This window comes from Virgibacillus sp. Bac332 (genome assembly GCF_003667785.1).
GTDB lineage: Bacteria > Bacillota > Bacilli > Bacillales > Amphibacillaceae > Virgibacillus > Virgibacillus salarius.
In genome coordinates this window covers 3,487,900-3,509,420 of record NZ_CP033046.1, presented here as the reverse complement: position 1 = coordinate 3,509,420, position 21,521 = coordinate 3,487,900, and the positions used below count along the sequence as shown (strand labels likewise).

The 21,521-nt window shown below is 37.0% G+C and carries 22 protein-coding genes; 21 read left to right on the top strand and 1 reads right to left on the bottom strand.

Translation table 11 applies throughout. The annotated features are described in order from the left end of the window. Positions 1–18 precede the first annotated feature (18 nt). On the top strand, positions 19–255 hold the full coding sequence (acpP, locus tag D9782_RS16805) for an acyl carrier protein (RefSeq protein ID WP_026680861.1): 237 nt from the start codon (positions 19–21) through the stop codon (positions 253–255). Between the two features lie 69 nt (positions 256–324). Next, positions 325–1,008: a ribonuclease III gene (gene rnc, locus D9782_RS16800; RefSeq protein ID WP_121605232.1), complete on the top strand. Its 684-nt coding sequence runs from the start codon at positions 325–327 to the stop codon at positions 1,006–1,008. A 366-nt stretch (positions 1,009–1,374) separates the two neighbouring features. Here rnc and D9782_RS16795 read toward each other — a convergent pair whose 3' ends face one another. Then, positions 1,375–1,599 carry a DUF1128 domain-containing protein gene (locus D9782_RS16795; RefSeq protein ID WP_026680863.1) on the bottom strand — a complete coding sequence of 75 codons (225 nt, stop codon included), beginning with the start codon at positions 1,597–1,599 and terminating at the stop codon, positions 1,375–1,377. Positions 1,600–1,830: 231 nt separating this feature from the next. On the opposite strand from D9782_RS16795, the gene smc reads away from it, so the two are divergent. From smc to topA, 19 genes are all read left to right on the top strand, one after another. Then, on the top strand, positions 1,831–5,397 hold the full coding sequence (smc, locus tag D9782_RS16790) for a chromosome segregation protein SMC (RefSeq protein WP_121605231.1): 3,567 nt from the start codon (positions 1,831–1,833) through the stop codon (positions 5,395–5,397). A gap of 13 nt (positions 5,398–5,410) precedes the next feature. Next, positions 5,411–6,406, top strand: coding sequence for a signal recognition particle-docking protein FtsY (ftsY, locus tag D9782_RS16785; protein WP_026680865.1), 996 nt, complete (start codon positions 5,411–5,413; stop codon positions 6,404–6,406). An 80-nt stretch (positions 6,407–6,486) separates the two neighbouring features. Continuing rightward, positions 6,487–6,807, top strand: coding sequence for a putative DNA-binding protein (locus tag D9782_RS16780; protein WP_026680866.1), 321 nt, complete (start codon positions 6,487–6,489; stop codon positions 6,805–6,807). Between the two features lie 13 nt (positions 6,808–6,820). Beyond that, on the top strand, positions 6,821–8,164 hold the full coding sequence (ffh, locus tag D9782_RS16775) for a signal recognition particle protein (RefSeq protein WP_026680867.1): 1,344 nt from the start codon (positions 6,821–6,823) through the stop codon (positions 8,162–8,164). A gap of 203 nt (positions 8,165–8,367) precedes the next feature. Further along, a complete protein-coding gene (gene rpsP / locus D9782_RS16770) occupies positions 8,368–8,646 on the top strand; it encodes a 30S ribosomal protein S16 (protein WP_026680868.1) in 279 nt (92 codons plus the stop codon). Between the two features lie 9 nt (positions 8,647–8,655). Further along, positions 8,656–8,883 (top strand): KH domain-containing protein, encoded by a 228-nt coding sequence (locus D9782_RS16765; RefSeq protein ID WP_026680869.1) that lies wholly within the window; start codon positions 8,656–8,658, stop codon positions 8,881–8,883. A gap of 79 nt (positions 8,884–8,962) precedes the next feature. Next, positions 8,963–9,352, top strand: a complete 390-nt coding sequence (locus tag D9782_RS16760) for a YlqD family protein (protein ID WP_026680870.1) — start codon at positions 8,963–8,965, stop codon at positions 9,350–9,352. Positions 9,353–9,363: 11 nt separating this feature from the next. Next, positions 9,364–9,879, top strand: a complete 516-nt coding sequence (gene rimM, locus D9782_RS16755; protein ID WP_026680871.1) for a ribosome maturation factor RimM — start codon at positions 9,364–9,366, stop codon at positions 9,877–9,879. Beyond that, complete coding sequence (gene trmD, locus D9782_RS16750) at positions 9,879–10,613, top strand: tRNA (guanosine(37)-N1)-methyltransferase TrmD (RefSeq protein WP_026680872.1); 735 nt, start codon at positions 9,879–9,881, stop codon at positions 10,611–10,613. Before rimM ends, trmD begins: the two co-directional genes overlap by 1 nt. A gap of 129 nt (positions 10,614–10,742) precedes the next feature. Then, positions 10,743–11,087, top strand: a complete 345-nt coding sequence (gene rplS / locus D9782_RS16745) for a 50S ribosomal protein L19 (protein WP_026680873.1) — start codon at positions 10,743–10,745, stop codon at positions 11,085–11,087. Positions 11,088–11,327: 240 nt separating this feature from the next. Further along, a complete protein-coding gene (gene lepB / locus D9782_RS16740; protein WP_026680874.1) occupies positions 11,328–11,900 on the top strand; it encodes a signal peptidase I in 573 nt (190 codons plus the stop codon). Positions 11,901–11,909: 9 nt separating this feature from the next. Beyond that, entirely contained in the window at positions 11,910–12,761 is an 852-nt protein-coding gene (gene ylqF, locus D9782_RS16735; protein WP_026680875.1) for a ribosome biogenesis GTPase YlqF, read from the top strand. 166 nt (positions 12,762–12,927) lie between these two features. Next, complete coding sequence (locus D9782_RS16730; protein ID WP_026680876.1) at positions 12,928–13,698, top strand: ribonuclease HII; 771 nt, start codon at positions 12,928–12,930, stop codon at positions 13,696–13,698. Positions 13,699–13,715: 17 nt separating this feature from the next. Beyond that, positions 13,716–15,425, top strand: a complete 1,710-nt coding sequence (locus D9782_RS16725; RefSeq protein WP_121605230.1) for a hypothetical protein — start codon at positions 13,716–13,718, stop codon at positions 15,423–15,425. Continuing rightward, positions 15,422–15,697, top strand: a complete 276-nt coding sequence (locus D9782_RS16720) for an EscU/YscU/HrcU family type III secretion system export apparatus switch protein (RefSeq protein WP_026680878.1) — start codon at positions 15,422–15,424, stop codon at positions 15,695–15,697. The genes D9782_RS16725 and D9782_RS16720 overlap by 4 nt, the downstream gene beginning before the upstream one ends. Before the next feature lie 100 nt (positions 15,698–15,797). Then, entirely contained in the window at positions 15,798–16,958 is a 1,161-nt protein-coding gene (gene sucC, locus D9782_RS16715) for an ADP-forming succinate--CoA ligase subunit beta (RefSeq protein ID WP_026680879.1), read from the top strand. Between the two features lie 109 nt (positions 16,959–17,067). Beyond that, complete coding sequence (gene sucD / locus D9782_RS16710; RefSeq protein ID WP_026680880.1) at positions 17,068–17,970, top strand: succinate--CoA ligase subunit alpha; 903 nt, start codon at positions 17,068–17,070, stop codon at positions 17,968–17,970. A gap of 354 nt (positions 17,971–18,324) precedes the next feature. After that, positions 18,325–19,089: a DNA-processing protein DprA gene (gene dprA / locus D9782_RS16705; protein WP_080668663.1), complete on the top strand. Its 765-nt coding sequence runs from the start codon at positions 18,325–18,327 to the stop codon at positions 19,087–19,089. 346 nt (positions 19,090–19,435) lie between these two features. After that, positions 19,436–21,514 (top strand): type I DNA topoisomerase, encoded by a 2,079-nt coding sequence (gene topA, locus D9782_RS16700; RefSeq protein ID WP_026680881.1) that lies wholly within the window; start codon positions 19,436–19,438, stop codon positions 21,512–21,514. Positions 21,515–21,521: the final 7 nt, after the last annotated feature.

Here is a 21,521-nt window from a genome sequence, read left to right as displayed (position 1 = left end):
GAAAGGAGGTGAAGGAACGTGGCAGATGTGTTTGATCGTGTAAAAGATATTATCGTTGATCGTCTTGATGTGGAAGAGTCAAAAGTAACAATGGAAGCATCGTTTAAAGAAGATTTAGAAGCTGACTCTCTTGATGTGGTTGAGCTTGTAATGGAGCTTGAAGACGAATTTGATATGACAATTGCTGATGAAGAGGCTGAAAAAATAAATACAGTTGGTGATGCTGTTAACTACATAAACAGCACACAAGAATAACAGGAAGAGAAAGTCTCGCGAGTTTTGGCGGGGCTTTCCGTATATTTAATGGAAATTGAGGTGTCCAGCGTGGAAATTGCCCAGTTAGAGAAACATTTAAATATTATGTTTCACAACCATATATTGATTAGACAGGCATTTACACATTCATCTTATGTGAATGAGCATCGTAAGGAAGTATTTTCGGATAATGAAAGGTTGGAATTTCTAGGTGATGCTGTACTAGAATTAGGAGTATCTCAATATCTTTTTCGTAAGCATCAACATATGCCAGAAGGAGAAATGACTAAATTAAGAGCCTCTATTGTTTGTGAACCTTCACTAGCTAGCTTTGCCAGAGGTCTTGAATTTGGTCAATTTATATTACTAGGTAAAGGGGAGGAACAAACAGGTGGTCGAGACCGCTCTGCTTTACTTGCTGATGTTTTTGAAGCCTTCTTAGGAGCATTATATTTGGATCAGGGGTTTGATGCAGCGTTACAATTTTTAGAAGACCATGTATTTCCGAAGATTACAGATGGTGCTTTTTCGCATGCGATGGATTACAAGAGTCAGTTACAAGAATTAATTCAACAGATTAAAAATCAATTAATCGAGTATAGAATTATAGAAGAAAGAGGCCCATCTCATCATAAAGAATTTGTTGCTAATGTACTCATTCAAAATGAAATTTATGGATCGGGCATTGGACGCACAAAAAAAGAAGCCGAGCAGCGTGCTGCAAAAGCAGCGATAGATAAATATAATTCATAAAACAACTACAGTTGTTTTAAAGTAGATAGAACGATTAGGATGAGCCGTTGTTTTTTCAGTAGTGCGTCAGTTTTTGTACACAAAAACTGACGCACTCTCGCAGGAAGCAACAGCTCACACTTTTCATTCTTATGAGAAACCACTATTACAGTTAAATAGAATGAAAGTTTGGGAGCTCCCCTTGCAAGCGACTCAACACGCGCCATTTATCCACATGGGTAAATTTTATAATTTCCTAGACTACAAAAAAAGATTTCCTTCACTCATTAAGCTTAGCTAAGTGAAGGAGCATCTTTTTTGGTTCTGTATTCGTGTGGGCAGGCCTCTGTCCCGCGAACTTCATAATGGGAATCGTTACGTATTCACTTAATGCTTTCGAACAGATCGTAGCTCTTCAATAAAAGCTTGTGTTTCTTGAGCGCTGAGTCGCCCTTTCTGTTTAATCATATCATACATAAATTTGATCTCTTCATATTTATTCAAATCATAATCTTCCGGATCCATTATCGTGCGATTAACAACATCTAGTTGTTCAGCAATTTCATCAAGTAAAATCTTTAAATTTTCTGCTGATGGTTTTTCTAAGCTCATTCTATAATATCTCTCCCCTACGATTTAAAACTAATAGAGTATGTATGGTCTACTCTTCTTTTGTTTCTATGTTTATGATAAAATAAATGCGGTAAAAAGCCAAATTTGTTTTTCGTAAAACTAATTATAGAAATACGATGAATAAGAATCGTGCTTGATAAATTTATGATAATTGAGAACTTAAATAGATGCAATTTGTCAATGTTCTTTATTGAATTAGGAGAATGTAATATGTACTTAAAAAGGTTGGAAAGTGTTGGCTTTAAATCTTTTGCAAAACGGATTAATGTTGATTTTGTTCCAGGAGTAACTGCAGTGGTAGGACCTAATGGAAGTGGAAAAAGTAATATAACGGATGCTATTCGTTGGGTGCTAGGGGAGCAGTCGGCAAAATCCTTACGTGGATCTAAAATGGAAGATATTATTTTCCAAGGGAGTGATACACGTAAAGCATTAAATGTTGCAGAAGTAACGTTAGTATTGGATAACCATGACCAGCTCCTACCTTTAGAATATGAAGAAGTAAGTGTAACTAGAAGGGTATATCGTTCTGGTGAAAGTGAGTTCTATATAAATAATCAATCGTGTCGATTAAAAGATATTGTTGATTTGTTCATGGATTCAGGACTTGGACGTGAGGCCTTTTCAATTATTAGTCAAGGAAAAGTGGAAGAAATTCTTAGCTCAAAAGCAGAGGAAAGAAGGACTATTTTTGAAGAGGCAGCTGGGGTTCTGAAATATAAGCAGAGGAAGAAGAAAGCCGAATATAAACTAGCTGAAACACAAGAAAATCTAAACCGTGTAGAAGATATTATTCATGAAATCGAGCAACAACTCGATCCAATGAAAAAGCAAGCACAAACAGCAGAAAAATACGTAGCACTCAAAGAAGAATTAAAGGAAAAAGAAATTTCTTATCTTCTAGCTGAAATTGAGATTATACATAATCAATGGCAATCAACGCTTCAAGAGCTCGATCAAATGAAATTAAAAGAAGTAGAGTTGAAAACAGCGATTCAACAAAAAGAAGCGTCACAAGAAAGTGAAAGACAAGCAATTGATCAATTAGATGGCACCATCGAAAAGCTACAGGCTGATTTGTTATCTATGACACAGCAGTTGGAAAAATATGAAGGAAAGAAGCAATTATTTTTAGAGAGATTCAAGCACTTTGAAGACAACAAAGAAAAACTGGAGGAGCAAAAAAAGGAAACTTCAATTCGAATTGGAAAATTGCATGAAGAAGTTATTCAGGAAAAAAAACGCCTATCTGAATTACAAACCATAAAAGCTGCAACAAAAGGTGAAATTAAACAACTCGAACAGAAGCTAAGCTTAGGAAAAGAGAACCTTGCGGAGAAAATTGAAGATTTAAAATCAGAGTACATCGAGTATTTAAATAAGCAAGCTGTTCGGCGAAATGAATTACACTCCATTGACGAGCGAATTCAACAGCTTGATGGCAAGAAAGAAAAACAAACGGAAAAATTTAAAGACTTACTGCGTGAAAGAGAAAAACTGACAAAGCAAGCAAATCAACTGGCAGAAGATCTAAAGAGCCAAGAAAATAAGTACGCAGACAAAGACGACACTATAAAAGCGATCAAGCAAGAATTGGAGCAAAGAAGAAGTGAGTTCCAAGAAGCGCAGGCAAAATTATATCAAGGGTATCAGTACATCGAAAAAATTAAATCAAAAAAAGAAATGCTTGAAGAAATGAAAGAAGACTTTCAGGGATTCTTTCATGGTGTAAAGGCTGTGCTAAAGGCAAGAGAAGATGGAACCTTGACAGATATTAATGGAGCAGTTATTGAATTAATACATGTACCCAAATCCTATATCACTGCGATAGAAACGGTACTTGGTGGACAGGCACAACACATTGTTGTAAAAGATGATAAGGCAGCAAGACAATCCATCGTATGGTTGAAAAAAACAAATAGTGGCCGGGCAACATTTTTACCGTTAGCTTCTATCCAAGAGCGTTTTATTCCAAGCGAGCTAATGAAGAAGTTAGAGCAGCATCAAGGATTTATCGGCATCGCATCGCATCTAGTCAATGTGGATAATACGTACAGGAAGGCCATTAATCATCTAATGGGACACGTTATTATTGCAAAAACATTAAAAGATGCCAACGAGCTGGCTACTACGGCGATGCGGAAATTTCGTATTGTCACACTGGAGGGAGATGTTGTTAACCCAGGAGGTTCCATGTCAGGTGGAGCGCAAAAAAAGACAAATCAATCTCTATTTACAAGAGAAAAAGATCTACAGGAAATGACGGAGAAGCTAAGGCAGTTTGAATCAAAAACCTTAGATTTTGAAAAAAATGTACAAAAGCAAAAGCAATATATTAGTGAAACAGAAAAACAATTACTTGAAGAAGAACAGAGTATTCAACAAGAGCAGCAAAAACTACAGGAATTACGTGCTTTTCATCGAGAAATTGAAATGAAAAAAGAAACCTTAAACGATAATCTTACATTATACGATCAGGATAAAAAACAATTTGCAGAAGATAAAGAACAGCTCGTTCAACGACAAGCGCGATTAACAGAGGAATTAGCCGACTTAAATAGTAAGACCCAACAACTAGAGGAAGAAATTGAAATAGTAACAAAGCAACAATCGGAAGTTCAAGAGAATAAGGAAAGGTTACAAGAGGAGTTACATCGCAACCATGTATTACTAGCAGAACAGGATGAGCGCGAGAAGAGTCAGCGGGAGAAAACAAATAGTGTTCAGAACCAATTAGCTGAACTACAACGTCAATACGATCTGTATGCTGAGGAATTAGATGATTTGCTTGCTTTTCATCAGTCGAATGAGACGGAAGAGGAAATTGATGCATCTATTTCGAATCATCGTACTGAGAAGGAAAAAATCACAGAAACCATACAAAAAAAGCGAGGAGAAAGATCAGAACGCACGCAAATCATGCAGGATAAAGAGCGTGAATTGAAAGAAGAGAATAAACATTACGAAGCTCTCAGAGCAGATATTCAGAAAAAAGAAGTACAGTCGAATCGAATGGATGTAGAATTAGAAAATCTTCTGTCTCATTTACAGAATGAATACATTATTACGTATGAGAAGGCAAAACAAATCTACGATAAGGCTGAAAATAAAGAAGCATCTCAATCAGCGGTGCAGCAATTGAAGCAGCAAATTGATCAGTTGGGGACAGTGAATTTAGGGGCAATCGATGAGTATGAACGAATCACTGAGCGGTACACATTTTTGACAGAGCAACAAACTGATTTAGTTGATGCCAAGAAAACCCTTTACGATGTAATTGCGGAAATGGATGAAGAAATGAAAAAACGATTTGGCAATACTTTTCAGCAAATAAAGGAAGAGTTTGCTACCGTATTTCAACAACTCTTTGGTGGAGGTCGGGCCGAATTAAAATTAACGGACCCAAAAAGTTTACTGGATACAGGCGTAGATATCGTAGCACAGCCGCCGGGTAAGAAGCTTCAGCATTTAGGGTTATTATCTGGTGGAGAGCGGGCATTAACTGCTATTGCTTTATTATTTGCTATTTTACGAGTGCGTCCAGTGCCATTCTGTGTATTAGATGAAGTAGAGGCAGCGTTAGATGAAGCAAACGTATCACGTTTTGCTAACTATGTAAAAATATTTAGTGAAAATACCCAATTCATTGTAATCACCCACCGAAAAGGTACAATGGAAGAAGCAGATGTTCTATATGGTGTAACGATGCAGGAATCGGGTGTATCTCGATTAGTTTCCGTTCGACTGGAAGATACAAAGGAATTAATAAAGTCATAAGGAGGTAATGGAAATGGGATTTATGGATAAATGGAAAATGAAATTTCAAAAAAATGAAGAAGAAACCAAAGAGGTTTCAACGAAATATAAAGACGGGATGAAGAAGACCCGTCAATCTTTTTCTGGAAGGATTAATGATTTAATAGCTCGATACCGGAAAGTAGACGAGGACTTTTTCGAAGAATTAGAGGAAGTGTTAATCACTGCTGATGTTGGTGTATCGACTGTAATGGATTTAATTGATGAATTGAAAATGGAAGTAAAACGACAAAATATCAAAGACTCCAAAGCGGTGAAGGATGTTATTTCAGAAAAACTCGTTGAAATATATTACGGAGAAGATGATGAACAAACAGAACATCTAAATCTTCAAGAGGAACAACTATCCATTATTTTAGTAGTGGGTGTAAATGGAGCTGGAAAAACGACATCTATTGGTAAATTGGCCTATCAGCTAAAACAACAAGGAAAAAAAGTGGTTTTAGCTGCAGGAGATACGTTTCGAGCTGGAGCGATTGAACAGTTAGATATTTGGGGAGAACGAGCCGGTGTTGATGTAATCAAACAAAACGAAGGTAGTGATCCAGCTGCTGTTATTTTTGATGGAATAAAGTCAGCGAAATCACGCAATGCTGATGTTCTTATTTGTGATACAGCAGGAAGATTACAAAATAAAGTTAATCTAATGAATGAACTAGCAAAAGTTAAGCGAGTTATTGAGAGGGAGGTCCCTGGTGCTCCGCATGAAGTTTTACTTGTATTGGATGCAACTACTGGGCAAAATGCTCTTAGTCAAGCAAAAACATTTTCAGAAGCGACAGATGTTTCTGGCATCGTTTTAACGAAATTAGATGGTACAGCTAAGGGTGGTATTGTTTTAGCTATTCGTCATGAATTACAACTTCCAGTTAAGTATGTAGGATTGGGAGAGAAGATGGAAGATCTACAAGAATTTGATGCGCATGCGTTTGTTTATGGGTTATTTGCGGATATGCTAGAAGAAGATTAATTAGTAGCGGCTTGACATACAAACGGAACATTCGTTATTATATTTTGTAAAGGTAAATCACTTAACAAGGGGTGTATATCATGCTAGAAAAAACAACGCGAATGAATTATTTATTTGATTTTTATCAGGCATTACTTACACCCAAACAGCGAAATTACATGGAAATGTATTATCTTGAGGATTATTCTCTTGGTGAGATTTCTGAAGTATTCGATGTATCAAGGCAGGCTGTATATGATAATATTAAGCGAACAGAACATATGTTGGAAACGTATGAGGAAAAGCTATCCTTATACAAGAAGTTTCAGCAGCGATCTGAGCTTATAGAAAGTCTGGAAGCTGAATTGTCTGAGCAAAAAGCTGTTCAGCAAATCATTCATAAATTAAAAGAATTAGATTAGGGGGACACCTTCTATGGCGTTTGAAGGATTGGCCGACCGCCTGCAAAGTACAATTAAAAAAATTACTGGTAAAGGTAAGGTTTCTGAGCAGGATGTAAAGGAAATGACGAGAGAAGTTCGGCTTGCATTACTGGAAGCCGATGTAAACTATAAAGTTGTAAAAGATTTAATCAAACGAATTAAAGAACGTGCTGTTGGTCAAGAAGTTATGGAAAGCTTAACGCCTGGGCAACAGGTTATTAAAGTTGTAAAAGAAGAGCTAACAGCACTCATGGGTGGCGAACAAAGTAAGATCGCTGTAGCAGACAAAGCTCCAACGGTAATTATGATGACTGGTCTGCAAGGTGCTGGAAAAACAACTACAACTGGTAAACTTGCTAACCTTTTACGGAAGAAACATAATCGTTCACCATTACTTGTAGCTTGCGACATTTACCGCCCTGCAGCAATTCAACAGCTCGAAACGTTAGGGAAACAGCTTGATTTACCGGTATTCTCTATGGGAACAGATGCAAACCCGGTTGATATTGCCCAAAAGGCGATTGAAAAAGCGAAAGAAGAGCATCATGATTATGTAATCATTGATACTGCAGGGAGATTACATGTTGATAGTGAACTAATGCAAGAACTAGAAGAAATCAAATCGGTTGTTAAACCTGATGAGATTTATCTAGTTGTGGATTCAATGACGGGACAAGATGCAGTCAATGTAGCTGAAAGCTTTAATGAACAGTTAGATATTACAGGGGTAGTTCTAACAAAATTAGATGGAGATACTCGTGGTGGGGCTGCTTTATCCATTAAGGCTGTGACAGATAAACCAATTAAATTTGCTGGTATGGGGGAAAAGCTTGATCAGTTAGAAGCGTTTCATCCTGATCGAATGGCCTCTAGAATACTTGGTATGGGTGATGTATTATCGTTAATTGAAAAAGCCCAAACGAATGTAGATGAAAAACAGGCGAAAGAGCTTGAAGAAAAAATGAAGAACATGTCCTTTACATTTGATGATTTCTTAGAGCAAATGGGACAAGTGAAGAAGATGGGGCCATTAGATGATCTAATGTCAATGATTCCGGGCGCTAATAAAATGAAGGGGCTTAAAAATGCTCAAATTGACGAAAAACAAATTTCACATGTAGAAGCCATTATTCAATCCATGACTAAGAATGAACGCCAGGACCCAAGTTTGATGAATGCGAGTAGAAAGAAGCGAATAGCAAAAGGGTCGGGAACTTCGGTTTCTCAAGTAAACAGACTATTAAAACAATTTGAAGAGATGAAAAAAATGATGAAGCAAATGACAAATATGCAAAAGGGTAAGAAAGGTAAAGGAATGAAATTTCCATTTATGTAATTCAGAATTCGGAAGCTCTCAGCTCATACTTGCAAGCTTGAATTGCTTCATGTGATTTGAGAAGAACGAAGGTTCAAGGGCCTAATTACAAGTAGGAAAATCAAAGGATTAAGCATTGTAATGGAAAAACACTTTACAGACTTTCTGTTTTCTGCTAAAATCTAAAAATGTGTTAAATACTTATATTTGGAGGTGCAAGAAGCATGGCAGTTAAAATTCGTTTAAAACGTATGGGATCTAAAAGAAATCCATTCTATCGTATCGTTGTAGCTGACTCACGTTCTCCACGTGATGGACGTTCTATCGAACAAATCGGAACTTATAATCCTGTTGTAAATCCAGTTGAAGTTAAAATAGATGAAGAAAAAGCACTTGACTGGATGACTAAAGGTGCTAAACCTAGTGATACAGTTCGCAATCTATTCTCAAAAGAAGGCATCATGAAGAAATTCCACGAGCAAAAAAATCAAATTGCAAAGTAGTGTGATATCATGACAGCCCTTATTGAATCTATTGTAACGTCACTCGTAGATCACCCAGAAGACATTGTGGTAACGGAAACGGAAGAAGAATCAAAGATTGTTTATCATCTTTCCGTGAACCCTGATGATGTTGGTAAGGTGATTGGTAAAAATGGACGAATTGCCAAGGCGATCCGTACAGTTGTTTACGCAGCAAAAACCAATAGCAATAAGCGTGTTTATTTAGATATTATGTAGAGGGAAAGGGCGGAACCTTTCCCTTTTTACACATTTTTTTACAAGTTACAAGACGCTTTGTGAGAGTGAGGAATGAACGTTGAAAATTATAAAAAAAGTCCTAATCAAGCAAATTGTCACAGAGAAGAGCAAAGAAAAATTAAAAACTAACTTTTACAATCATAAAATGCGGCTTGAACAAGAGTGTCAACAGCTTTTATTCGAACAAAGAAAGCTCTCTAATAAACCAGGAATCTCCAAGCAAGAGGTTGGTCATCGTTTTCAACAGGAAATTAATAATCGTAAAGAAAAAATTAAGCTTGCTGATTTTAAAATAGAGCAACTGGAAATGCTGGAGATGGGTAGTGAAATAATAGAAAAAGAGGTTGAAGCTCTTGTTGAGGTCTCAGAAGGATCGCATTGGAATGAGCTTATGGGTGAAAGTGCTATCGTTGTCAAAGACGATATAGTCATTCGAATTGATGAATAGCAGGTGAGATGATGACAGAGAAAATGTATACTGTAGGGAAGATAATTAACACACATGGAATACACGGTGAAGTAAAGGTACTGCGAATTACCGATTTCGAAGAACGCTTTTCGATTGGAAAGACACTGTATATTGTTAAGGATGGTAATATACAGAAGGAATTAACCATTGAAAGCCATCGTATGCATAAAGGATTTGACCTACTACGTTTTAAAGGATTGACGAATATAAATGATGTAGAGGTTTATAAAGGTTGTAAGTTAAAAATAAAAGAAGATCAGTTGACAGACCTGGCAGAACATGAATTTTATTATCACGAAATTATTGGATGTGCCGTTTTTACAAATGATGGAGAACAAATAGGTACAATTAAAGAAATTTTATCTCCTGGCGCCAACGATGTATGGGTCGTTCGTCGATCACAAGGAAAGGATGTACTTATTCCTTATATTGCATCTGTTGTCACTTTAGTAGATACGCAGGCAAGTAAAGTAATTATTGAGCCGATGGAAGGATTGTTAGACTGATGCACATCGATATACTAACCCTTTTTCCAGAGATGTTTCATGGAGTATTACAGTCATCTATCTTAAAAAAGGCGTATGAAAATGACAGGTTTAGCTACAATTTAGTAAACTTTCGAGATTACACGGAAAACAAACATTATAAAGTAGATGATTATCCGTATGGTGGTGGTGCGGGTATGGTATTAACACCACAACCAATTTTTGACACGGTGGAAGCTGTAAAAAAGCAAAGAAAATCTGATAATTCCAGAATTATTCTCATGTGCCCACAGGGAGAAACCTATAATCAGAAGAAGGCAGAAGAACTTTCTCAGGAGGATCATCTTATCTTTATATGTGGTCACTATGAAGGGTATGATGAAAGAATTAGAGAACACTTAGTAACAGACGAAATTTCTATTGGAGACTTTGTGCTTACTGGAGGAGAAATAGGGTCAATGGTTGTGATGGATAGTGTTGTTCGTTTACTTCCTGAAGTGCTGGGGAATAAAGATTCAGCACCTCAGGACTCTTTCTCGACAGGTTTATTGGAGCATCCACATTATACGAGGCCAGCAGATTTCCGAGGATTGAAAGTTCCAGAGGTTTTGTTATCAGGAGATCACGGGAAAATTAATGCTTGGAGAGAACGACAATCATTGCTAAGAACATATCAGCGTCGACGTGATTTACTAGAACATAAAAATATACCAGAAGAGTGGAAACGATGGATAGAAGAATGGGATGATAAATAAGTGGTTGAAGTCTAGAGTTTGATATGGTATATTAAATGATGTGCTTAAAGTTCCGTCTTTAAGCTTTATAAACGATGTTCCGCTGTCACATAGTAGATATGAGCATTGGTTTGGAAGGAGAGAAGCCAGATGCAAAAATTAATTGAAGACATTACTAAAGACCAACTTCGTAATGATCATCCTGATTTCCGTCCGGGAGACACTGTTAAAGTCCACGTTAAGGTTGTGGAAGGTTCCCGTGAACGTATTCAGGTATTCGAAGGTGTCGTTATTAAACGTCAAAACGGTGGAATTAGCGAAACATTCACAGTAAGAAAGCTTTCTTATGGAGTAGGTGTTGAGCGTACATTCCCAGTACATTCACCTCGTATTGATAAAATCGAAGTATCGCGTCGTGGTATTGTTCGCCGTGCGAAACTTTACTACTTACGCAATCTTCGTGGTAAAGCAGCTCGTATTAAAGAACGTCGCTAATAGTATACGAGTACAAAATCATTGGAAAGGAGCTTGGCAATCTGCACAAGCTCCTTTTTTGTACTAGAGGTTATGGGGAAAATATTGAAGTTTTAAGCAGTATAGCTAGTAAACTAAATGCTTATTTCGTTACTGATATTGCTTAAGATTTTCCAACTAAGAAAGCCCCAGTTTTGTTTAAGTACATAATTATTGTAATATATAAAGAGGGTCTTATGTACAAAGGTTGGAGGGGGAAATATGGGAAAAAGGAAGAAAGAAAAGAAGAACGAATGGTTAGATTGGTTAAAGGCTTTATTAATCGCCTTTGGATTGGCTTTTATAGTTCGGATGTTCTTTTTCGCTCCAATTGTAGTTGATGGACCGTCTATGCTTCCAACATTACATGATGGCGATCAAATGATTGTAAACAAATTTGCTTATCATTTACATGAACCAGAACGATTTGATGTGGTTGTATTCCATGCGTCATCAAAAAAGGATTTTATTAAGCGTGTAATTGGATTGCCAGGAGAACATGTTGAAGTGATTGATAATGTATTGTACATTAATGGAGAAGAAGTGAATGAACCATTCTTAACAGATCAAAAGGATAGTCTTAAATCATATCAAATCCTAACGAATGACTTTTCGTTAGAAGACCTTCCTGGTGGATATGATGTTATTCCAGAAGACCATGTATTAGTATTAGGAGATAACAGAGGGAATTCAACGGACAGCCGTGTACTGGGGGTCGTTTCTACTGATCAAATTGTAGGAAAAACAGACCTCATATATTGGCCGTTCAATCGAATGCAGACGATAGGAAAGTAGGTTTAAACAATGACCATTCAATGGTTTCCCGGTCATATGGCAAAAGCTAGACGGGAAGTAGAAGAAAAACTTAAGCTTGTTGATTTTGTAATGGAATTAGTTGATGCTCGAGCTCCATTTTCTTCACAAAATCCGATGTTACAACAAGTGTTACAGAATAAACCAAAGATGATTGTAATGATGAAAAAGGATTTAGCCGATCAGTATGTTACAAACCAATGGCTGGCCTATTTCGAGAAAAAACATATACCAGCAATAGCAATTAATGTGAATGATAGGAATGATATAAAACAAGTCATTCAGTTAGCGAAGGAACAAGCGCAGGCGAAGATGGACAAATTAAGAAAGAAAGGAATACAGCCTAGAGCGGCAAGAGCAATGATCGTAGGAATTCCTAATGTTGGAAAATCAACGCTAATCAATCGTTTAGCGAATAAAAAGATTGCTAAAACTGGTGATAGACCGGGAGTGACAAAACAGCAATTATGGATAAAAGTCAAAAGGGATTTTGAGTTATTGGATACACCAGGTATATTATGGCCAAAATTTGAGGAGGAGCTAGTTGGTTATCGTTTAGCAGCTATCGGTACGATAAAAGATCAATTGCTTTCCTTGCAAGATATCGTGGCTTTTGTCATTACTTATTTACAAAAGCACTATCCTCAAAAATTGGAGGAGCGCTATCAAGTAGACCGTGATATGGACGATATGTGGGAAATCTTTAATGCAATAGGTAAGCAACGTGGAGCACTCGAGAGTGGTGGTAAAGTTAATTTGGCCAAGGTATCCGATATTGTTATTAGGGATTTACGTACAGGAAAACTAGGTAGAGTTTCACTAGAATCTCCTTCTAATCAGTAAATGATGTCCCTAAATTAGAGGGTTACCAAGACATGCATCTTCGGATGGGTGTCTTATTTCATGTCATACGTATAAATCGTCATCAATAGAAAGGTTTAGGGTTTGAAACACTAACAAATTAATGAAACTGGCCGATATTAGATACAGAGAGATAGGTGTTAATACAATGAATAAAAAATCAATAGCTGTACTAAAGAAATTATTTGAAGCCGGAGAATTAAATGAAGAATTGATTTCCCATTTACGGATGGATGAGCGAAAAGGTGTTCAGCAATTAATTGCGAGCTATGAAAAGCGTCAATTAAAAAAACAAGAATTAGAGCAGCGGCATAGGGAAATGATTTCATACGAGAACGCCTGTTATTCAAAAGATATACATTATATTGCAGGGGTTGATGAGGCCGGCAGAGGACCGCTTGCCGGACCTGTGGTAGCAGCAAGTGTGATATTACCAGCAGACTTTAAATTACTAGGCTTGAATGATTCTAAGCAATTAACAGAAGCTGACAGAGATAAATTTTATCAAGTCATTATAAAGAAAGCTTTAAGCTATGGAATTTCGATAATTAATAGCGATAAAATTGATGAAATCAACATTTATGAGGCAACAAAGCTTGCAATGTATGATGCTATTGGCCAACTAAGCCCAACTCCAGAACATGTGTTGATAGATGCGGTGGAGTTAGATTCGCTATCGTGCACATCGGAGGCTATTGTTAAAGGGGACGCAAAAAGTGTATCTATTGCTGCTGCAAGTATTTTAGCAAAAGTAACGAGAGATAATTATATGAAGGATTTACATAATAAGTTTCCTATGTATGAATTCGCTTCTAATATGGGGTATGGAACAAAGCAACACATGGAAAGTTTAGAACAATATGGTGTATGCCCTCATCATCGACGATCATTTTCACCTGTTAAAAATATAGTTTCCTAGGAGGAGGTACTATCGGGATGAGTCTACGAATTTCAGGTGACCAACAAGTAAATACAAGTAATCATATAGCCCCATTGAAGAAAGGGCAAATTATCCAGGGGAGAGTGTTAAAGCTTTTTCCAGGAAATAAAGCGCAAATACAAATTGGTCAGCATAAGATGATTGCACAGTTACAGGCCTCTCTTCATGCTGGTGGAAACTATTATTTTCAAGTAGTAGAAAATGATCAAGTACTGGAATTAAAAGTGCTAGGAGAACGGTCGAGCACGCAGGTGGGGAAAACTGCCCTACAACTATTAGAACAGCTAGGGTTAAAGCAGACAAAGACAAATATGGTATTCCTACAAGAATTAATGCGTGATCAGATCCCCTTTGACAAATCGCAGCTTTCTCAAGCTTTTCAATTATTAGTAGGTAAAAAAGGGAATCAACAAGAACTCTCCATTATAAAAGAAATGATAAGAAATCGTTGGCCAATTTCAAATGCTGTATTTCAGGCACTGGTAACAAAAGATTCGCATTCACTCTCAAAACAATTACTAGAAGTATTTCAGCAATTGCCAGGGCAGGTTAACCATTCACAGCTAAAACAGCAGATAGCTTTATTACTTCAACCATTCTCAGACCAAGCATACCCCAATATGCAAATAAAGAGCATGGTGCCGAATCGACAGGTTATCCCTTTATTACACATACTTGGATTAACGCAACCAACCATTGATAAAACGAATGGAATTATGTCAAATGCTTCCGCTACCACCAATGGGAGTGGTTCTGCTCAGCAACAGGCAGTTACAGGTTTATGGACAGGTATAAAGGGAAATCGGCTTTCCGAAGTAATTGCAAATAAAGCTGACTACATAGCACGAACGGAAAGTTTAGTAAGTGTATTACAAGATAAAATTTACCCTGTTACCGGAAAGCAGCATTTTGGAACAAGTGACATACAACAAATAAAGCAGCTAATCAAGGATACATTCCCAAATGTATCTCATTTAAGCAGCCTGCATACGAAATCAGACCTGCAACGATTTATAGTTAATTTAAAATTATTGCAACGTAATGAGACATATACACAATTAGAACAGTTACTACTAAATGGCAAAAATCAGACGAATCTAGGTAGTAAAGACCACTTTTTGTCCGCCATTCGACAAACCATTCAATGGTTAGGTTTAACGTATGAACATACAGTAGCAAATGAGAAAGTGCAACAGCCTACATTAAAGGGAATGCTCATAAACATGTTTACACAGAATGAAGGAATATTGCATGAACGAGCAAAGCAACTATTACACCATATAAACGCACTGCAACTTCAATCAGTTCAAGAATCAGACAACTTTATCCAAGCTTATTTGCAAGTACCTGGGAATAAGATGGGATTAAAAGGTGATGCGGAATTGTTGTTTGAAGGGAAGAAAACGACTAATGGCGAATTCGATCCTGATCATTGTCGAATTTTATTCGATTTAGAATTGATGTACTTAAAACGTACGGTAATTGATATGCACATACAAAATCGTACGGTAGCTATAACTGTTTTTAATAATAATAAAAGAATAAAGGAGCTATTAGGTTCGTTAAAGCCGTCATTGCAAAACGGGTTGGATTCACTTGATTATCAGCTGTCAACGATTATACATAAACCGTTGCAAGCGGAAAAAGAACCAAAAGAAAAGCTTTCCGTAACCACTACGTACCAAGGGGTGGATTATAAAATATGAAAGATAAGCGAAATAAAGCGGTTGCTCTTCGTTACGATGAAACTCGACAATCTGTCCCAATCGTGTCAGCTTCAGGAAGGGGTTTGATTGCTGAGGATATCATTGCAAAAGCAAAAGAAAATAATATACCTATTATGGAAGATCCATCATTAGTAGCGCTGCTGGCACAATTAAATATAAATGAAGCAATACCAGAGGAATTGTATGAAGCTGTAGCTGAAGTATTTGCCTTTATCTATCGAGCAGATCAAGAAATAAATAAAAATAGATAATATTCGACAAGTCATTGACAATAAATTTCCGAAGTTCTTGTGAAATTTATTGTTTTTTTATACAATGGAAATGCAGTGAAATTTGATGGGAGGATTAAGGATGAACATTCATGAGTATCAAGGCAAAGATATTTTGCGAAAATATGGTGTTAATGTTCCTAATGGATACGTTGCATATACGGTTGATGAAGCTGTGGAAGCTGCAAAAAAATTGGGAAGCGACGTCACAGTGGTAAAAGCACAGATCCATGCTGGTGGACGTGGTAAAGCCGGTGGGGTTAAAATCGCAAAAAATTTAGATGATGTGCGTACATACGCTGATGAAATACTTGGAAAAACACTAGTAACACATCAAACTGGACCAGAAGGTAAAGAGGTAAAACGTTTATTAATTGAAGAAGGCTGCGACATTAAGAAGGAATATTATGTTGGAGTTGTACTTGATCGCGCTACTTCTCGTGTAGTAATGATGGCTTCAGAAGAAGGCGGTACAGAAATCGAAGAGGTTGCAGCAGAAACACCTGAGAAAATCTTTAAGGAAGTTATTGATCCTGTTGTAGGTTTGTCAGGCTATCAAGCTCGTAGACTTGCATTTAATATTAATATTCCGGATGAACTAATAGGTAAAGCTGTTAAATTTATGACAAGTTTGTACAATGCTTTTGTAGAGAAAGATTGTTCTATTGCAGAAATCAATCCATTAGTAACTACGGGTGATGGAGATGTTTTAGCATTAGATTCCAAGTTAAATTTTGATGATAACGCTTTATTCCGTCAAAAAGATGTTATGGAATTACGTGATTTAGATGAAGAAGATGAAAAGGAAATAGAAGCTTCTAAGTATGATTTAAGTTATATTTCATTGGATGGAAATATTGGCTGCATGGTAAATGGAGCTGGACTTGCTATGTCTACAATGGATATTATTAAACATTATGGCGGTGATCCGGCAAACTTCCTTGATGTTGGTGGTGGTGCTACTGCTGAGAAGGTAACGGAAGCATTTAAGATCATTTTATCTGATTCAAATGTTAAAGGGATCTTTGTCAACATCTTTGGTGGGATTATGAAGTGTGATGTGATCGCTGAAGGTGTTGTAGAAGCTACGAAACAGGTTGGGCTTGAAATTCCACTCGTTGTACGTTTAGAAGGTACAAATGTTTCATTAGGTAAGAAAATTCTTGAAGAATCTGGGCTAAATATTACATCGGCTGGTTCAATGGCTGATGGTGCTGAAAAGATAGTTTCAATGGTAAAGTAAGGAATTTTTAGACCACAATATTTATATGTAAATTCTTGTTTAAGGCAAGAAGTAAAAGGATCGTGAACTATATTATATTGTACAGATCTTGCAGAAAGGACGGACGAAGATGAGTGTATATATTAATAAAGATACAAAGGTAATTGTCCAAGGTATTACCGGTGGAACTGCAAAATTTCACACGAAACAAATGCTTGAATACGGTACAAAAATTGTTGGTGGGGTTACACCTAAAAAAGGCGGTACTGAAGTAGAAGGAGTACCTGTATTTAATACTGTAAAGGATGCCGTAGATACAACTGGTGCTACAGCATCTGTTATTTATGTACCTGCTCCATTTGCTGCTGATGCGATTATCGAAGCAGTGGATGCAGAACTAGATTTAGTTATTTGTATCACAGAACATATTCCAGTTATGGACATGGTTAAAGTGAAACGTTATATGGAAGGCAAGAAAACTCGATTGGTTGGTCCAAACTGTCCAGGTGTAATTACTGCTGATGAAAGTAAAATTGGTATCATGCCAGGCTACATTCATAAGAAAGGACATATAGGTGTCGTTTCCCGTTCAGGTACATTAACTTATGAAGCAGTTCATCAGTTGTCTGAAGCAGGGTATGGGCAGTCCACAGCAGTTGGTATCGGTGGTGACCCAGTAAACGGTACGAACTTTATCGACGTACTATCTGCTTTTAATGAAGACCCTGATACGTATGCTGTTATAATGATTGGAGAAATCGGTGGCACAGCTGAAGAAGAAGCAGCACAGTGGGTAAAAGCAAATATGAAGAAACCTGTGGTAGGATTTATCGGTGGGGCTACTGCACCTCCAGGGAAACGCATGGGTCACGCAGGTGCAATTATTTCTGGTGGAAAAGGAACTGCTGACGAAAAAATTCGTGTTATGAATGAGTGTGGTATTAAAGTCGCAGAAACTCCTGCGGTAATGGGTGAAACAATGATTAAAGCCCTAGAGGAGAATGGTATTAAAGAAACATGTAAAACGCATTAATTAATATGCGAACCAGAAAGGGTTCTCCTGTAAAGGTTCGGGTAGATGCAACTGGAATAGGTAAGATTCTAACGAGTAGAGTGAGCCGCCGTGAAACCCTGTAGTGAATGGCGCTTGTTCATAAGGAAGCTGTACTTCGTAGAAGAGTATATTTCAGTTGTGTAGGAAGAGAGAGCTGTCTTTTTTGGGGACAGCTCCTTATCTAATTTTTGAAGGGATGTGTACGTATTGACGGATTTTCGGTTTCGATTAATTCATATTACTCGATGTCGAGGTATTACAAGGCGATGGATTAGAAAGCTACTTCTTATTGATTCTACCCTCACAGAGATCTACAAATTATCTTCTGCAGCAATGAACCGTTTGTATCACCTTCCTCTGAATAATGCTTCACTGTTATATAATGATCTCCACTCGGAGCCCCTAATAGAGCAAATAGAAACAGACTTGCATAACTATCACGTTATAACCCTTCTAGATAACAACTTTTCACCTTTATTAAAAACGATAAAAGATCCTCCGTTTGTTTTATACGCCTTAGGAAACATATCTTTGTTAACACAAGCACCAGCCTTAAGTGTAATTGGAACGAGGAAACCCTCTAGGGAAGCTATGGGAAAGGTACGGACAATTATCCCACCGTTAGTTAGGCAGGGATGGGTGATAGTAAGTGGTATGGCAATTGGTATTGACCGTTTTGCTCATGAAGTTACTCTAAGTCTAAGTGGACATACAATTGCCGTACTTGGTGGAGGGTTTCAATATATTTATCCCAAGGAAAATATCCGATTATATCAAGAACTGACTGAACGAGGATTAGTTTTATCTGAGTATCCACCAACTACTCCCCCTGCTCGTCACCATTTTCCAGAAAGGAATAGGATAATAAGCGGTTTAAGCTTTGGTACATTAGTTATTGAGGCAACTGAAAAGAGTGGTACACTAATAACAGTTGATCAAGCCTTGGAACAAGGGAGAGACGTTTTTGCTGTTCCTGGTTCACCACTAATGGAGCAAACTAGAGGTTGTCATAAAATGATCCAAGATGGTGCGAAATTAGTTATTCATGAAGAGGATATTCGTGAAGAATGGGAAAGATTGCAAAATACGTATGGGTAGATATCTAATAAAAAAGCAGAAATAGGCCGATTAAAAATAAAGTTATATCATTGATATTTTACTAATATTCTTTGACATGGTACATTTTTGTAAGGAAAACTTTTACAAATCTTGGGTCATTTATTTCAGTATGTTTGACAAATGAAACGTATATATTTAATATTAGTGAAGATTTCTAAATTTTTTTGAGTGAAAAAAGTATCCGCTTTAATGCTTGTGATGAATAAGTATATATATGCAAGACAATGAAATGTATTTTATCAATGTACTACTTTTCAAGGTATTCTACCTTGTTGTGAGGGACTTATCAGTACTAGTGGTAACCTCATTTATGGGAGGAAAAGAAATGTCAGATTATCTAGTAATCGTAGAATCACCTGCAAAGGCAAAAACAATTGAACGCTATTTAGGGAAAAAATACAAAGTAAAAGCATCCATGGGGCATGTTCGGGATTTACCAAAAAGTCAAATGGCTGTCGATACAGAAAATGAATATAAACCAAAGTATATTACGATTCGCGGTAAAGGTGATGTAGTCAAAGACTTAAAATCAGCAGCAAAAAAAGCTAAAAAGGTTTATCTTGCAGCCGACCCTGATAGAGAAGGTGAGGCGATTGCATGGCATCTAGCACATATATTAGATGTTGATGAGCATTCCGAATGTCGTGTTGTATTTAATGAAATAACAAAAGATGCTATTAAAGATTCTTTTAAACATCCAAGATCTATTGATATGGATTTAGTGGATGCTCAACAGGCTAGAAGGATTCTGGATCGGCTTGTGGGGTACAATATAAGTCCACTTCTATGGAAAAAAGTGAAAAAAGGCTTGAGCGCTGGACGTGTTCAATCTGTAGCTGTAAAACTTGTAATTGACAGAGAAAAAGAAATTGAAAACTTTAAACCTGAAGAATATTGGTCAATTGAAGGACAATTTCAAAAGGATAAGGATGTTTTTGAGGGATCTTTTTATGGAATTAAAGGTAAAAAGAAAGAATTGAAGACAAAACAAGACGTAAACGATATTCTAAAAGAAATCAAGGGGAAAAAATTCAAAGTTGATAAAGTAAAGAAAAAAGAAAGAAGACGTAATCCTGCGTTACCTTTTACAACATCTTCATTACAACAAGAAGCAGCGAGAAAACTGAATTTCAAAGCCAAGAAAACGATGATGATTGCCCAACAGTTATATGAGGGAATTGACCTTGGGAAAAAAGCGGGGGGAATAACAGGTTTAATTACGTATATGCGTACTGATTCAACGCGTATCTCCGATACAGCTAAAGGGGAAGCAAAGGATTATATTATTGACCAATATGGGAAAACGTATCTAGGCATAAATAAAAAACAGAAAAAGTCAGAGGGTGCACAGGATGCCCATGAAGCAATTCGACCTACATCAGTTGGCAGGGATCCTAAATCCTTAAAGCCAATACTTTCTAGAGATCAGTTTAGGTTGTACAAATTAATATGGGAACGGTTTTTGGCAAGTCAAATGGCACCTGCTGTAATGGATACAATGACCGTACATCTTTTAAATAATTTAGTGGAGTTCAGGGCAACGGGTTCTAAAATTAAATTCAAAGGATTTATGAAAGTATATATTGAGGGAACGGACGATAATAAAAAAGAAGATAATAAGTTTCTTCCAGAATTATCTGAAGGTATGGAAGTAACAGCTAATGATATAAAGCCAAATCAACACTTTACACAGCCACCTCCAAGATATACAGAGGCAAGGCTAGTTAAGACAATGGAGGAGTTAGGAATTGGACGACCTTCCACATATGCTCCGACTTTAGACACAATTCAACGTAGAGGTTATGTAAGTATTGATAACAAACGCTTTATACCTACGGAATTGGGATCAATTGTTTCAGAAATAATGGAAGAGTTTTTCCCTAAGATTATTGATGTTGCTTTCACAGCTAAAATGGAAGGCGATTTGGATGCTATTGAAGAAGGAAAAACAGAGTGGATTACGATTATTGATCAATTTTATACAGATTTTGCAAAGCGCTTGGAAAAAGCAGAGCAAGAAATGGAAAAAATTGAAATCAAGGATGAGCCTGCCGGTATTGAATGCGAAAATTGTGGGCATGAAATGGTTTATAAAATGGGACGCTATGGGAAGTTTTTAGCGTGCTCTAATTTTCCTGAATGTAGAAACACGAAACCAATATTAAAGGAAATCGGAGTGAAGTGTCCAAAATGTAAAGAAGGAAATGTTGTTGAAAGGAAATCGAAAAAACGTCGAGTGTTTTATGGCTGTGACCGATTTCCAGAGTGTGATTTTCTTTCTTGGGACAAACCGATATCTCGACCATGTCCAAAATGTGATAACTTACTGGTTGAGAAGAAATCGAAAAAAGGAACACAAATTCAATGTACGCAATGTGAATATAAAGAGGCGCCGCAAACATAGGAGCTTT

What these genes read in the sequence shown, in the direction of transcription:
- D9782_RS16795 (WP_026680863.1), bottom strand. Translation starts at nt 1,599, where the DNA reads ATGAGCTTAGAAAAACCATCAGCAGAAAATTTAAAGATTTTACTTGAT.
- smc (WP_121605231.1), top strand. Translation starts at nt 1,831, where the DNA reads ATGTACTTAAAAAGGTTGGAAAGTGTTGGCTTTAAATCTTTTGCAAAA.
- ftsY (WP_026680865.1), top strand. Translation starts at nt 5,411, where the DNA reads ATGGGATTTATGGATAAATGGAAAATGAAATTTCAAAAAAATGAAGAA.
- D9782_RS16780 (WP_026680866.1), top strand. Translation starts at nt 6,487, where the DNA reads ATGCTAGAAAAAACAACGCGAATGAATTATTTATTTGATTTTTATCAG.
- ffh (WP_026680867.1), top strand. Translation starts at nt 6,821, where the DNA reads ATGGCGTTTGAAGGATTGGCCGACCGCCTGCAAAGTACAATTAAAAAA.
- rpsP (WP_026680868.1), top strand. Translation starts at nt 8,368, where the DNA reads ATGGCAGTTAAAATTCGTTTAAAACGTATGGGATCTAAAAGAAATCCA.
- D9782_RS16765 (WP_026680869.1), top strand. Translation starts at nt 8,656, where the DNA reads ATGACAGCCCTTATTGAATCTATTGTAACGTCACTCGTAGATCACCCA.
- rimM (WP_026680871.1), top strand. Translation starts at nt 9,364, where the DNA reads ATGACAGAGAAAATGTATACTGTAGGGAAGATAATTAACACACATGGA.
- trmD (WP_026680872.1), top strand. Translation starts at nt 9,879, where the DNA reads ATGCACATCGATATACTAACCCTTTTTCCAGAGATGTTTCATGGAGTA.
- rplS (WP_026680873.1), top strand. Translation starts at nt 10,743, where the DNA reads ATGCAAAAATTAATTGAAGACATTACTAAAGACCAACTTCGTAATGAT.
- lepB (WP_026680874.1), top strand. Translation starts at nt 11,328, where the DNA reads ATGGGAAAAAGGAAGAAAGAAAAGAAGAACGAATGGTTAGATTGGTTA.
- ylqF (WP_026680875.1), top strand. Translation starts at nt 11,910, where the DNA reads ATGACCATTCAATGGTTTCCCGGTCATATGGCAAAAGCTAGACGGGAA.
- D9782_RS16730 (WP_026680876.1), top strand. Translation starts at nt 12,928, where the DNA reads ATGAATAAAAAATCAATAGCTGTACTAAAGAAATTATTTGAAGCCGGA.
- D9782_RS16725 (WP_121605230.1), top strand. Translation starts at nt 13,716, where the DNA reads ATGAGTCTACGAATTTCAGGTGACCAACAAGTAAATACAAGTAATCAT.
- D9782_RS16720 (WP_026680878.1), top strand. Translation starts at nt 15,422, where the DNA reads ATGAAAGATAAGCGAAATAAAGCGGTTGCTCTTCGTTACGATGAAACT.
- sucC (WP_026680879.1), top strand. Translation starts at nt 15,798, where the DNA reads ATGAACATTCATGAGTATCAAGGCAAAGATATTTTGCGAAAATATGGT.
- sucD (WP_026680880.1), top strand. Translation starts at nt 17,068, where the DNA reads ATGAGTGTATATATTAATAAAGATACAAAGGTAATTGTCCAAGGTATT.
- dprA (WP_080668663.1), top strand. Translation starts at nt 18,325, where the DNA reads ATGAACCGTTTGTATCACCTTCCTCTGAATAATGCTTCACTGTTATAT.
- topA (WP_026680881.1), top strand. Translation starts at nt 19,436, where the DNA reads ATGTCAGATTATCTAGTAATCGTAGAATCACCTGCAAAGGCAAAAACA.